Below are 13,820 nucleotides of genomic sequence, written 5' to 3'. Positions count from 1 at the left end.
GATAGCAGATACAAAAAATGCTGTTTAGTTAGCCTAGATAGCACTGTCACTGAGTAATCCTTTAACAATTAGGTAAATTAGTTTCGATTAGCTGCCGATAGGCCTGTTGAAAATCAAGCAAACTATGGTGTTGCACCACATAGCGATAGGCTTGTGCCCCTAACTGCTGTAGCTCCGCCTCTGGTAAACGTAAATAGGATACCAGCGCTTGCTTTAATTCAGGCACCTTAGCTGGCGGCACTGCAATGCCCCCCGCGCCTTCAATTAAAGGGCGCATAGCGGGTACATCACTGGCAATAATGGGTAAGCTTCCGGTCATGCCTTCTAATAAGGCCAAGCCTAACCCTTCAGCTAATGAAGGCATAGTCCAAATATCAAATGCTTGCACATAGGCTAAGGCATTTTCTACAAAACCAGTTAAATGCACACGCTCTGATAACCCCAACGCTTTAATTTGCCGCTCTAAATGCTCGCGCTCACGACCTTCACCTACTAGTACTAAATCAGTATCAGGAAAATCTGCAGCAATCTCTGCAAAGGCAGCAATTAAATAAGTGTGGCCTTTTACTGGTACCAAACGCCCTAATGCACCAATTAATCGCTGTTTTAAAGGTAAACCTAGCTGAGTACGTGCGTTCTCTTTACTAAGTTGTATAGCCACTGCTTGCTCAACATCAATTGCATTAGTAATAGCTACCGTGTTGTTCTCGGTAAAGCCACTATTCAAGTCTAATAAGTACTGCTTGACAGCTGGAGAAACACCTACAAAACGCCAGTTATCACGCACCCAGCGCTTGACTTGTTTACGCCGATAACTGCGATCATAGTCACCAAAACCATGGGCTACCCCAATACACAGGGGGATAGATAAGAAGCGACTAATAAATAGCAGCATGATGACAGGCTTAAACCGATTACAAATCACCACATCGTACTGTTCTTGTTTAATGTGCTGATAGAGCTGCCACATTGCTTTAAGGCGTAAACCTTTAAGCTGCTTAGATTTAAACTGAAAATAAATTGAACGGTCTGCTACGCTTTCTTTATCACCCGGCTTAGGCTTACCTGTAAGAAACCCATTGGTAGTTTCATAATTTTCTTTAGGTAATGCCTTAAAAATTTGCTCACCAAGATCAGATATATCTAAGCGCCGAACATTAAAATCAGGATGTAACTGTAAAACTTTAATTTTTTCCACATTACACACCTAGCTTGCTATTAAATCCATTGCTATTGACTAGCCAAGCACTAGTACTTTTTGTACAACGATTAAATGAGTCTTGAGACCAATTACTTTTCCAACCAAAAAAGTGAAAGTATGGGTATTCTCTTTCTGCCGTTAAATCATTAGTTAGCTTACCTGCTTGCCAATACCACTCAGTAGGAAAGTTATAGCTTCCATCTATCCAAGGCACACCAGCGTTGGGCGTACTGTAAGCCTCAATAAATTCACTGTTACGCCGCCATGGATTAAGCTTGGCCAGCAAATTAAATAAAGGCTTAGGGAAGTTTTTATGCCGAATAAAAATCCGGCTAAACGCTCCCTCATCTAAGGCGTGATGAGTTGGATCGGCTAAGCGTTGCTGCCAGTTTTTCATTAACTTAAAAGCTGCACCCATTTTGGCGGTATTACGCATTAAACAAAAATGGCCGGATACGCGTCTAGCATGGGTGGAGTAAAGATCATATTTACTTAAACGCTCGGCAGTAAAGTAACCACGCAAATCACCGTAGACTAAATCAATATCGCTAAAGCCCCAAAAGTCATACCCATCCACATGCGCTTGGTGCACATACCCCAAGGCGGGCTTAAGGTCACATAATTTATAGGGGCTATCGGGATTAAATGGGATTCCTAAGCGCTCGCTCACTAACTGCTTATACTCGGTAAAACTCATGCTAATAAAGCGCACATTTTCTGGGGCATCTGAGGGTACCGGGCAATCAGTAAAAAACAGCCAATCAATGCTTGGGTTAAAACGACAGCTTTGTAAAAAGAACTCAAACCATGCAGGCCATTGGCCAAAATAAGGAATTAATAAAATAATGGAAGGCTGCTGCATGTTAATACCCTAACACCGAACATAGGCGGCTCCACATTGACGGAGCAGGCTGTGGCCGTAATGGTGGTTGTAACGCCTGCACGATTTTTTTACCGATATTGGCAAAGCTAAACTGCTGCTCTGCTAACCGCTGCCCAGCTGCGGCAATTTGATCAGCTAAGACTGTATTAGTACGTAACAGTTGTAGTTTTTGCTGTAACTCTTCTAAATTTCGGTACAGCACCACATTCTGCATATCAAGTAAACCTAAGGCTTGGCTTTCTTCAGAGCCATGATCATAGGCCAACAGCACACAGCCACAGGCCATGGCCTCAAAATTTTTAATCATGTATTCCCCCATACCAATATCCGCACTGACAAAAAAACGAATACGATTAAGGGTATTTAGGTAGTCTTGGCCTGAATTAGTACGGGTCACTAATAGATTTTCGGTTTTAGCTAATTGCTCAAGCAACTCTTTACGTTGCGAATAAGCCACACTTTTAGTACTGCCAATAAAACCCAGCTCAATATCACGTGGTTGCTGCAGATTAGACAGCAACGCCTGATCATAGCCTTTAGGCACAAATACAGCGTCTACTCCTTCTGCTTGCAGACGCCTAGTAACCACTGCCCCCGAGCTAATAACCCGGGCCCAAGGTAAGTGACGATAGTGCTTGGAGAACTTGCCCGTATATTTACAGGGAATATAGTTTTGGTAGGCATCGTGCTCTAAAATCACTAAATTAGGAATACGCTTAATAAAGGCTACTTGTTTAAGCTCTTTTTTAAACCTTAGAAATAGAATAATTCGCTGATACTGATCAACCTGTACATGCTGCTTAAAGTAACGACGCAAGTTTCCCTGCTCATCACTGCTTAACCAACGAGTATCACAGTCACAATTAGCAGCCACTCCATCATATAGACGATCTAAAATCGCTCGCTGCTCTTTTTGTACTAAAAATAATACCTTCATTCATATTCCATCAGATAAAAATCTTGAGTACAGCAGCCATTACAAATCCAACAATAAAAAACAAGATATTTTTTATTTTCTCACGCTTTTTGCGCTGGACTTTTTTAATTTTTTCCTCAGAAACCTCTACGTGGGCACCAAAGCCAGTATGTAACACAGCATCATTTTCTAAAATAAGTGCTGGGCGGTTATCAGCTGCATATAAGCGTGATAATTCTTTTTCTCCGCTGTATTGGGCATAAGGAGCATACTGCAGGTAGTCTGTTAAGCGTCTAAGGCCTGGGTTAAATGAAAACCCTTGCCAGTCTTCTTTAGAGGAAAGCACTTCATAGTATTTAATACTATCTAAAACTCTAAGTTCTGATAGATAAACATAAGGGCTATGTATGCGTAAATCATGATAATAACTACGCAACCAAACTTGTAAGGCTTCTGGCTTTTCTTTTAATAAAGCCATAGAGTCTTCAATAAACCCTGAGCGATAAAACTCCCAATCATCCTCACAATGAAAGATCCAAGGTGTGGCTACTTGACTGTAAGCTGCATCAATTGACTTTAGCTGACCTAGCTTTGGGTTATTAATAATAAATACTGTATGTTCTAACCAATGTTTAGGAACAGCCGCTTTTACTAGCTCAGAACCTGAATCTTCAGTAATAAATACCTGCTTAACTGGATAGGTATTAAACTGCTCAAGAGAAGCTAATGTGCGCTTGAGTAACTCAAAGCGACCACAACTGGTGATAACAATGGTGACATCACTTTGATGGCTAAACTGCATATTGCTTAAAAATCCTTTCAAATTCCTTCAGCACATACTGATCCGTAAACCGCTCTAAGTTACTAGCCTCAGCACTAGGCCGTTGCGCTAACAACTGCGCCAGCCCCGCTACATCCCCTAACTCAAATAAATAGTCAGGATTCTCGACCACTTCTTTGGCTCCACCACAGTTGGTAGCAATTACCGGTACCCCAGCGGCCATCGCCTCTAGTAGCACCATGCCAAAGGGCTCGTGATCAGAACTTAAGGCAAACAAATCAAAAGCTTTAAAATAACGCCGGCCATTAGGCACTTGGCCTAAAAAGCGCACGCTGCTTGCTATCCCCAACTCGTGGGCCAAGGTTTTAAGGGATTGCTCTAAACGGCCACTGCCCATAATCGCTAGCAAACTGCCTTTAGGTAACTGCGGCAAGGCTTGGGCAAAGCCTTTAATTAACGTGGCTTGGTCTTTATCCGGGTGCAAGCGCCCCACATTACCCACCACATAGGCATCCTGTGGTAACTGCAAAGCTAAACGGGCATCAGCACGGCTAACCTGCTCGGACTGCACCGCAGCCACATCAATACGGTTATACAGGGTTTGAATTTCGGACTCGGCAAACTTTGGCAAACAGCTACGCATGTCATCTCGCACCGCATTGGAGACTCCCAACAGGCGTAAACGACGATGAAAAACATTCGCCATCAACTGCCGCGAACGGCGCTGATAATCACCAAAAGCATGGTGCACACCAATCACCGGCAACTTAGAACCCAATAACGCAATATAAATTGGCTTAAAGCGATGGGCGATACAAAAAGCAAAATTACGGCTGGCCACCAACTGCTTAAACTGCTTAATCGCCGCCAGTTTTAAGCCGCGCACTTGCTTACTGCTAAAGTTAAAAAACAGCACCTCATCCGAGGCGCTACCCGCCACCACTTCAGCACTTGGCTCACCGGTTAAATATACCGTACACACTTTATACGGCGTGTCTTTAAACAACACCGCATACTGCCGCGCACAATCTAAAAAAGGGCCATCATAGCCATGGCAAAACTGCAAAACCCAAGGCGCTGCAGAATTAACCTTAGACTGACTGTGCATCAGCTGACTCACTTGGTGCAGACTCAAGAGGCGCTGCCCCCTGCTTCACCACTAAAATATCTTCCATAATTAAATACTGTAAGTCCGAGCCAAAAAACATATCTAAGGCATCTTTCGGTGAGCAGACCATCGCCTCACCGCGGCGATTAAGGGAGGTGTTTAACGACACCCCATTGCCGGTAAGTTTTTCTAACTCCAGCATTAAGTCATACCAGCGCGGATTATATTGCCGCTCTAGCACCTGGGCCCGTGAAGTACCGTCTTCGTGCACTACTTCAGGCACGCGACTCTTCCACTCATCATTCACTTCGAAGGTGAAGGTCATAAAAGGTGACGGATGATCCACTTTCAGCATTTGTGGCGCCACGCTATCAATCATTGACGGGCAAAATGGACGCCAGCGCTCACGGAATTTAATTTGCTCGTTAATTCGATCCGCCACTCCCGGAATACTTGGGCAACCAATAATCGAACGGCCACCCAACGCCCGCGGACCAAACTCCATGCGGCCTTGAAACCAAGCCACGGGGTTACCTTCTACCATCAACTGGGCAATTTTTGCTGGCACCTCAGTGATTTGTTGCCACTGGGGTTGGCTAGGGTGCTTGGCGCAGGCCGCAATAATTTCTTCGTTGGTGTAAGACGGGCCTAAATACACATGCTCCATCTTCTCTACCGGCACCCCACGCTTTTGCGAAATAAACGCCGCAGCGCCCACCGCGGTACCGGCATCACCGGCCGCTGGCTGCACAAACAACTCTTTAACTTCTTCGCGGGCAATAATTTTTTGGTTGAGCTTAACGTTCAACGCACTGCCGCCGGCAAAGGCTAACTTACCGGTTTCTTTAATAATATCGCCCAGGTAATAATCCATCATCTCCAGCGCCAGCTTTTCAAATAACGCCTGCACACTGGCGGCGTAATGAATATACGGATCATCGGCAATATCGCCTTCGCGCTTAGGCCCAAGCCATTCAATAAGTTTGGGTGAAAAGTAAAAACCTTTACCTTTTTCTTTATAACGGCGCAGTCCAATCACGTTGGCGTACTCGGTGTTAATTACCAGCTCGCCATTTTCAAACTTGGCTAAACGCGATAAATCATACAGATCCGGATTACCGTAAGGCGCCATGCCCATCACTTTGAACTCGCCATCGAGCATTTCAAAGCCAAGAAACTCGGTCATGGCACCGTATAAGCCACCGAGGGAATCGGGATCATAAAACTCTTTAATTTTATGAATCTTGCCGTTTTCGCCGTAACCAAAGAAGGTGGTGGCGTATTCACCCTTACCATCAATCCCTAAAATCGCAGTTTTTTCTTTAAACCCCGAGCACAAATAAGCACTGGCGGCATGGGCGAGGTGGTGCTCGACCGGTTCGATTTTAATTTTCTTTAAATCAAAACCCAGCTGCTCTAAACACCACTGAATTTTCTTGTAATAACGCTTAAACCGACGATTCCCCATTAAAATCGCATCTAACGCACGATCAGGGGCATACCAGTAACGCTTGGCATAATGCCAACGGGCTTTTTCAGTAATACTGATTGGGGCAAAGGGAATCGCCACTACATCCACATCAGCCGGTTTGATACCTGCTTGCTCTAAGCAGAACTTGGCAGACTCATAGGGCATACGATTTTTCGCGTGTTTATCCCGCACCAAGCGCTCTTCTTCCACCGCGGCAATTAATTTACCGTCGATATAAAGTGCTGCTGATGGGTCGTGGCTCAATGCACCGGATAAGCCGAGAATAGTTAGTGCCATGAAATTGCCTCTTAGTGTTCTTCGCTAAGCGTTTCTGCCTGCGGCAAACGCTGATCTAATAATTGGTAAAGTGTACTCTCTGCCGGCCAGTTGCGTAAGAAGCGCGCCCGATCTTTGGCATACGCCCGTTGAAAACTGGCCAAACGCTGATGCTGCTGCATGGCGTCTAAATCAATCAAACACCATTGATTGTGCTGCCAAAAAATATTGTGCCCTTTTAAATCTCCGTGACTAATTCTCTCACGGATTAACAGCGCAAACAGTTGATCTAGCGCCTGTAACATCGCTTCTGGCGGCATTTTTTCTGCCCCTGCCGCTGGCTGCAGATAAGGCGCAAAGTGGGCGATTATATCCTGTCCGGCGCAATATTCAGTAATAAACCACGCCGGCCCACGTAACCCCAGCCAACGCTGCTCAATCACCGCCAATGCTTTTGGCGTGGGAATACCTAAAAACTCTAAGCGATTGGCCGCCTGCCAACTATGCCAAGCACGACTCGGCCGCCAAAAACGTTTTAACCAATGGGCTAAGTGCTTAATGTTGTAACGCTTAATCACCAGTGGCGTTACCCGCCCACCGGCAGAATACTCAACCTTAGCCACGGTCGCCGCGCCACCGGTTTTATAAATATGGCCTTGGGCAATCAACTGATCAGGATTGGCCAACACCGGCTGTAACTCAGGCAAGGCCTGACGCCACACTGCCTGCAGCTTACATAACGAACGCTGGACACTGAACAGGCTGCAATCGCGGGCGGTTTTATGTAAATAATCCTTTAACCGCCACCGCTTAATTTTGGCAATTTCCGCTTCTAGGCGCTCAATCGGCAAAGCATGGGTGCTATTAACTAAAATATAGTGCACCAGCAATTGCTCTAAATAGGGCGCTAAGCCATTGGGTAACTGGGCAAAAAACACCGCCAGATTAGCCAGCGCAGCCTCACGGGTGATCGGCTCACCTAATTCTTGCTGCTGAATGCTACCTGCATCCACCACCCATAACTGCCGACCATTGGTTAAAAAGTTATCCAGATGTAAGTCTGCCTGCCACAGGCCCTTAAGGTGCATCTCGGCGATGGTCACTAAGGCGCGGCCCAGCACACACTCTTGAGCCTCTGTTAAGTAGGCTTCGCTGGCCACCTGTTGCCAAGCCTCGGCTAAGCTTTGGGTTTGATCCAGGTAAGCACTGATAACCCAGGCTAACTCTGGCCCGGCTTGGTGATGCTGTAATACCTCGGGGCAGTTAATGGCTTGAGCCTGTAAGGCACTGAAGCCGGCAATCTCAGCTTGATAAGCAGCCGCGGCTTTACGGCCAGTAAAAATTTTGATGACCACCGCTTGCCCTTGCCACTTCGCTAGCCCCACATAACGGCGGTTAGGTAACACCCGCAACCAGCGCTGAATGCTTAACTGCGACTGATCAGCTAAGGGTAATGCCAAAGGTAACTGGGGGGCTCGACCTTTGAGCAAAGCAAAACTCATCGGCGACTTTCCTTCTCAACTCGGCGCTTAGCTAAACGCAACATCCACTGCTCTAAGTTGTAGGGCTTGGTTAAATAACGCTGCAAAAACGTACGCATCTCCGTTTCGCCCCAACGTTGCCCGACACGGCGAAACAACGTATCTAAATCTTTTACTCGGTCTTGCTGGGCTAAACGAAAAGCTCTGGTTTTCTCTAAATCAATTAAACAGGCTTTAAAACCCGCCCCCTGCTGCTGTAAAAACACATGCTTGGGGTATAAGCAGCTATGCATTAAACGCCCCTGATGCAAACGGGCAATTAAATCGGCACATGCTTCTACCATGGCAACTTGTTGCTCAACGGGTAACTCAGGATAACGGCTCAGCCAGTGATCTAGATCCTGCCAGTCGGTTAAGGCATAGGTCAGTAAAATAGCTTGTTTTTCCCCTGATACCTTACGCTGAGCAAAAAAGGCCGGCTCTATGGTTGGAATACCCAAGGCTTGATAGCGTTGAATATTACGCAGCTCACGGGCAAAGGTCGGCTCGCCTAAGGGATGGCACCAACTGCGGGTTAAATGATTACGCTGACGCTTAAGGTAAAACACTTGGCCATCTAACTCTAAGCGGCACACAATACTGTAACCACCGCGTAATACGTTGGGCTCGTCTACTGGCTCGAGTTCAAGGTTCCACAGCGCCTCAAAACTATCTAACTGATGCTTAGCCAATAACGGCTGTGCGCTGGGATTGATATAAGCGTTCATTCGCGCCCCTTAAAATAATGCACAATTTGTCTAATGTAGCCTTTATCTTGCCGCGTTAACCGTGATTGCTGGCGGTAGGCCAAATAAAAGCGCAAACGCTGGGTGCGAGATAATTGCTCACTGGCCACTTTATCAAGGCAGGCTAAATCTTTAATCAACCGCCGCTGTAAAAATGGCCAGCACCAAAAACGTCCAGTGGGACAATCAATTAAAAACACTTTGCCCTGTTGATTAACCAATAAGTTACGCCACTTTAAATCATTGTGGGCAAAACGGTGTTGATGCAAAATGCGGGTCATTTCAGCTACCTGCTGACTGACCTGTGCTACCCACTGCGGGTCTTGTAAGCGTGGATCTTGCTGATTGGCCAAATGCGCTAAATCTGCAGTGCCAGGCAATCCGCGGGTAATCATCGCGCCGCGGATAAACTTGCCATAACGCCGTTCTTGGCCATAGGCAATCACCTCGGCCGTGGCAATGCCCCACTGTTTAAAGCGTTGTAAGTTCTGCCACTCGGCCTGAATCCGCGTGGTCGGCAACCAAGCCCTTAGCCCTTTGCCATTATTGCGGTAGCGTTTGACATAAAAATCCACCCCTTGGCGAGTGACTTTTATTAGCTCAGAAATAGGATCATGGGTAATGCGCTCACCCTCAAGAGCAAACACCGCCTCTAAGCTGCCAAACTCTGCTGCCAGCGACTGATACTCCGCGCTTAACTGCCACAGCATTAGAGCGCATCTCCATAACGCTGTTTACGCTGATACAGTTTATCGGCCTTTACTTGTAACCAAGCCAACAGCTTAGCTTCTTGAGCCAAGACCTGACGTAATGGCTGCTGAAAATAATGGCGCAAAAAGCGCAATTTATCGCGCTCGGTTAAGCCAATTTCTAAGGCCGAAAAATACAGCGCGGCAAGGTCTTTGTTGCGCCAGCGCACCGGAGTGCGCGCACGGGTTTGCGCGCGATGCAAATCAATCACCGATAAGCGAAACTGCTCGGCACGAATTGGCTGATCGGTATGCAATAAAAAATGGCAAATATAGCAATCGCGGTGATTCACTCCGGCCCGGTGCATCGCCCCCACCATCTCAGCGACTCGCTGAATCAGCGCACGCTTTAATGCAGGCTCCGGTGGCTGGTTCTGCCAGTTAAGGGAGTAGTCTTCCAAACTAATGGTTGGCGCTAACTCTTCGGTAATGATAAATGAGTGCTGGCGGGCTGGATTAAGCCCGCGCTTACCATAGGCCACGGCGGTCATGGTCGGCACTTGGGCTTGGGTCAGGCGCTTGATTGCTTGCAATTCTTGCTCGGCACCTAAGACCGGTAACTTAGCCGTTAGCAAGTTTTTAATAATTTCACCCCAGCCAATACCGCGGTGAATTTTAACAAAGTAACCGGCACCCGCCACTTCGGTACGTAGGGTTCGCCGCCCTTCTAGTTCACGGTACACCTCACCTTGCAGCTGCTCAACCGCAGTAAAAGGATCTTGTCCCTGCCATAATTGGTTAAAAGGTGCCTGTAACAATAAACTCATGCTGGCTCCGCAAGAATAAGGTCAGCTGCGTATTCGGGCATCGAATATAAGTCAGCCGTTTGCCCGTAGTTTACCCCATTCTGTGACCAACGCAGCCGCGCCGAGTCATTTTCCAATATTTCAGCTAGAGCCTGATTCAGCGCCACCTGCTGAAATGGGCTAGGCAATACCCGTCCAGCATCGGCTTCGCTAATGTAGTGGGCATAGCCACAAATATCGGTGACCAATACCGGCAGCCCGGCGACCAAGGCTTCTAATAACACGGTACCGGTATTTTCGTTATAGGCTGGGTGAATCAATAAATCAGCACCCAATAAAAACCGCGGAATATCGCTGCGCCCTTTTAAAATCTGCACCTGCTGGGATAATCCCAGCGCCTTAATCTGCAATAAAAAAGGTTTGGGGTCATCTTGCCCAATCACAATAAACCGAGTTTTAGCCTTAAGCGCTGCTGGCAAACTGGCCAAGGCCTTTAAACTGCGGTCCAAGCCTTTGGTTTTAAAGCCAGAACCTACCTGCAGGAGTAATAACTGATCATCGGCCAGCTGAAACTCTTGGCGAAAAGCTGCACGTAGCTCGGCAGCATTGGCGGGAGCCTGACGATCGGTGGCAATCCCCGGTGGCAATAGATGAAAGCGCTCAGCTTGGGTTTGATAATGCTTGATAAATAACGGCTGCTGCACTTCAGAAATCATTAAGATCTCGGTGGCGTGCTCTGGGGCAAATACCGCCCGCTCATAGGCGGCAAAGTGCTTATAACGGCCGCTGTATTTGTACCAAGGGTTACGCAGAGTTTGGGCTTTGTCTTCATAGCAGCCATCGGCAGCGTAATACCAATCGAGTCCGGGCATTTTGTTAAAACCTATCACCCGATCCACTGGCGACTGAGCCATATCGGCCTGCAGCCACTGATAAAACTTCTGATTACGCCGATGATTAGCCCACGCTTTAACTTGCGGAATCCGCACATCAAACCCTGGAGGAATTTCGCCTTCCCAAATTAAGGTATAGACCCGTATGTGATGGCCGCGGCGCTGGCACTCTAAGGCGATGCGCATAAAATCGCGCTGCAAACCACCAAAGGGAAAGTACTTATATAAAATAAAGGCGAGCTGCATGAATTACTCACTAGCGGTGGGAGCAGCGCTCCCGGTGGTGGGCTGGAGTAAGGGCTGTAAATGCTGCAGCACCTTATCGGGGGTAAGGTCATCAAAGCACGGTAATTGGCGATCACCTTTACCGGCTAACGGATGCTCGGCACATAAATGAATTTGCCCCTTGCCATAGGCGCCAACTCGCCCCGGTAAGGTGGGACCATACAATGAGATGGTTGGTACATCTAACGCTGCGGCTAAATGCCCAAGTCCGGTATCAACGGCTACACAGGCGGTAGCATTGGCAATTTCATCGGCCACCCCGGCCAAGTTTAACTGCGGTAACACAGTAACCTGCTCCAGTTCATGGGCAATCCGCTCGGCCCGCTGCTGCTCGGCAGCATTCCCCCAAGCGAGGTGCACGGCGATCCCTTGGCTATTAAGCTGCTCAGCTAGGTGTCGCCAATACTGCTCTGGCCAGTGCTTGCTTGGCCAAGTGGTGCCATGTAAGAACATCACGTAAGGCTGGGCAAGCGCTTTATGCCGCGTTTGCAACCCATACTCGGCGGCCTTGCCGGTAATCGAATAACCCAGTGCCAAAGCAAATAGACGCCGGGTTCGCTCAACTGCGTGGAGATCCGTTGCCACCTGATATTTGGCATCATAAAAATAACTGGCCACAGATTCGCGCGCCGACTGTTTATCAAAGCCGGCCACTGGCGCTAAGTTAAAACGCGTCAGCCAAGCACTTTTGAGTAACCCTTGGGCATCAATGGTTAAATCATAAGACTGCTGTTTAATCCGCTGCTTTAGGGCCCGCCACTCACCACTTTTGTAGGTTTGCCACAGCTGTTTGCGCCAGCGTCGAATCGCTACGGGAATCACTTCTGCCACTGCGGGGTGCCAACTGGGGATTTCGGCAAAGCCTTCTTCCACTACCCAATCAAACTGAATGCCAGGTATGGCTCGCTGGGCATCGGTTAATGCAGGCAAGGTATGAATTACATCGCCCAACGACGAGGTTTTAATTAATAACACACGCACTACAGTTCGCTCTCTTGCAATTGAATCGGCGTCACTGTTAAACGCTCTAAAGCAGCAATCACCAAACTCGCTGGTAGATTTTTCAAGCAGTCATAATGACCAAAGCGACAGGTACGCTGAAAACAAGGACTGCAATCTAAGCCTAAACGAACAATTTCGACTTGATCGGCTAAGGGCGGAGTAAAGTCCGGTGAAGTTGAGCCGTATACCGCCACCAAAGGTCGGTTCAGGGCCGCGGCCACGTGCATTAATCCCGAGTCATTACTTACCACTGCCTCAGCGCAGGACATTAAATCAATCGCTTGGGCGAGGGAGGTTTGACCGGCAATATTCGTCACTTCTTCACGTAACCCAGGAATCAACAGCTGTTGAATATGCTCACCACTGAGGTGATCTTTTTCTGAACCAAAGATCCACACCTGCCAGCCTTGGCGAATTTTAGCCTCGGCCACTTCCGCATAGGCTGACGCAGGCCAACGCTTGGCCTCACCAAACTCGGCCCCAGGACACAGCGCCAGCACGGGACGATCCAGTACTAGGTTAAGTTCTGTTAATGCCTGCTGCCGCTGGGCCGGATCAATATGTAAGCTCGGACGCGGATAAGGTTTAGGTAGCTCGGTACCTGGTGCGTAAGCCAGCGCCATAAAGCGCTCAATCATTAAGGGGTAGCGGTCTTTATCCAGATGGCGCAGGTCATTCAATAAACCGTAGCGCATTTCACCCTTCCAGCCAGTGCGCTTAGGAATACGAGCAAAAAATGGCGTCAGCGCAGACTTTAACGAGTTAGGCAGCAAAATCGCCTGATCGTATTGATTTTTCAGCTGCTGTCCCAATTGGCGCCGGGTTTTCAAGTCCAACACCCCATGCCCTAAAGGAAAACTAAGGGCTTGACGCACTTCGGGCATCCGCTCTAGCAGCGGACGGCTCCAATTAGGCGCTAACACATCGATCTGACAGTCTGGATGCTGCTGTTTTAAGGCTATGAATAGGGTTTGCGCCATGACCATATCGCCAACCCAGCTTGGTCCAACAATAAGAATATTCATCGGCCGCTTGTCTGTACTCAAAGGGTAGTAATCCAAAGAAAGGCTCGATTATGCCACTGAATCTGGTTTTTTTCTTGTTTTCAATGTTTCTAAACCACAGCCAAGGGCAACAGGACTCAAGCAGCCCAAAGGGAGGAAAGTACACTCATTTAGTTTTACCCAGGCACAAAAAAGCGGGCTTCCTTGCCCGCTTGCATCCTTCTTCCCTAACCGATGCC

Annotated in this window: 13 protein-coding genes; all 13 read right to left on the bottom strand. The window is 47.8% G+C overall.

Features of this window, described 5'->3' with window-relative positions; translation table 11 throughout:
• Positions 1-61 precede the first annotated feature (61 nt).
• From AKN87_RS11345 to waaF, 13 genes are read right to left on the bottom strand one after another with little or no spacing between them, the layout of a single operon-like run.
• Complete coding sequence (locus AKN87_RS11345; RefSeq protein WP_053103507.1) at positions 62-1,198, bottom strand: glycosyltransferase; 1,137 nt, start codon at positions 1,196-1,198, stop codon at positions 62-64.
• A 1-nt stretch (position 1,199) separates the two neighbouring features.
• Complete coding sequence (locus tag AKN87_RS11340; RefSeq protein ID WP_053103506.1) at positions 1,200-2,063, bottom strand: DUF6625 family protein; 864 nt, start codon at positions 2,061-2,063, stop codon at positions 1,200-1,202.
• 1 nt (position 2,064) lies between these two features.
• On the bottom strand, positions 2,065-3,021 hold the full coding sequence (locus AKN87_RS11335; RefSeq protein WP_053103505.1) for a glycosyltransferase family protein: 957 nt from the start codon (positions 3,019-3,021) through the stop codon (positions 2,065-2,067).
• Positions 3,022-3,031: 10 nt separating this feature from the next.
• Positions 3,032-3,802: a glycosyltransferase family 2 protein gene (locus AKN87_RS11330; protein WP_053103504.1), complete on the bottom strand. Its 771-nt coding sequence runs from the start codon at positions 3,800-3,802 to the stop codon at positions 3,032-3,034.
• Positions 3,792-4,889 carry a glycosyltransferase gene (locus tag AKN87_RS11325; protein WP_053103503.1) on the bottom strand — a complete coding sequence of 366 codons (1,098 nt, stop codon included), beginning with the start codon at positions 4,887-4,889 and terminating at the stop codon, positions 3,792-3,794. The genes AKN87_RS11330 and AKN87_RS11325 overlap by 11 nt, the downstream gene beginning before the upstream one ends.
• Positions 4,873-6,657, bottom strand: coding sequence for a carbamoyltransferase family protein (locus AKN87_RS11320; protein ID WP_053103502.1), 1,785 nt, complete (start codon positions 6,655-6,657; stop codon positions 4,873-4,875). Before AKN87_RS11320 ends, AKN87_RS11325 begins: the two co-directional genes overlap by 17 nt.
• 11 nt (positions 6,658-6,668) lie before the next feature.
• Positions 6,669-8,138, bottom strand: a complete 1,470-nt coding sequence (locus AKN87_RS11315) for a lipopolysaccharide kinase InaA family protein (protein ID WP_053103501.1) — start codon at positions 8,136-8,138, stop codon at positions 6,669-6,671.
• Positions 8,135-8,884 carry a lipopolysaccharide kinase InaA family protein gene (locus AKN87_RS11310; RefSeq protein ID WP_053103500.1) on the bottom strand — a complete coding sequence of 250 codons (750 nt, stop codon included), beginning with the start codon at positions 8,882-8,884 and terminating at the stop codon, positions 8,135-8,137. Before AKN87_RS11310 ends, AKN87_RS11315 begins: the two co-directional genes overlap by 4 nt.
• Positions 8,881-9,612: a lipopolysaccharide kinase InaA family protein gene (locus tag AKN87_RS11305; protein ID WP_053103499.1), complete on the bottom strand. Its 732-nt coding sequence runs from the start codon at positions 9,610-9,612 to the stop codon at positions 8,881-8,883. The genes AKN87_RS11310 and AKN87_RS11305 overlap by 4 nt, the downstream gene beginning before the upstream one ends.
• The gene (gene rfaP, locus AKN87_RS11300; protein ID WP_053103498.1) at positions 9,612-10,418 is read right to left on the bottom strand and encodes a lipopolysaccharide core heptose(I) kinase RfaP; all 807 of its coding nucleotides are present in this window, start codon (positions 10,416-10,418) and stop codon (positions 9,612-9,614) included. Before rfaP ends, AKN87_RS11305 begins: the two co-directional genes overlap by 1 nt.
• Positions 10,415-11,536: a glycosyltransferase family 4 protein gene (locus AKN87_RS11295; protein WP_053103497.1), complete on the bottom strand. Its 1,122-nt coding sequence runs from the start codon at positions 11,534-11,536 to the stop codon at positions 10,415-10,417. The genes rfaP and AKN87_RS11295 overlap by 4 nt, the downstream gene beginning before the upstream one ends.
• Positions 11,537-11,539: 3 nt before the next feature.
• The gene (gene waaC / locus AKN87_RS11290; protein ID WP_053103496.1) at positions 11,540-12,556 is read right to left on the bottom strand and encodes a lipopolysaccharide heptosyltransferase I; all 1,017 of its coding nucleotides are present in this window, start codon (positions 12,554-12,556) and stop codon (positions 11,540-11,542) included.
• Positions 12,556-13,602, bottom strand: a complete 1,047-nt coding sequence (gene waaF, locus AKN87_RS11285) for a lipopolysaccharide heptosyltransferase II (RefSeq protein ID WP_053103495.1) — start codon at positions 13,600-13,602, stop codon at positions 12,556-12,558. The genes waaC and waaF overlap by 1 nt, the downstream gene beginning before the upstream one ends.
• Positions 13,603-13,820 lie beyond the last annotated feature (218 nt).

It is taken from the genome of Thiopseudomonas alkaliphila, assembly GCF_001267175.1.
In the GTDB taxonomy this organism is placed as follows: Bacteria; Pseudomonadota; Gammaproteobacteria; order Pseudomonadales; family Pseudomonadaceae; genus Oblitimonas; species Oblitimonas alkaliphila.
This window is presented reverse-complemented; position numbering and strand designations above follow the sequence as displayed.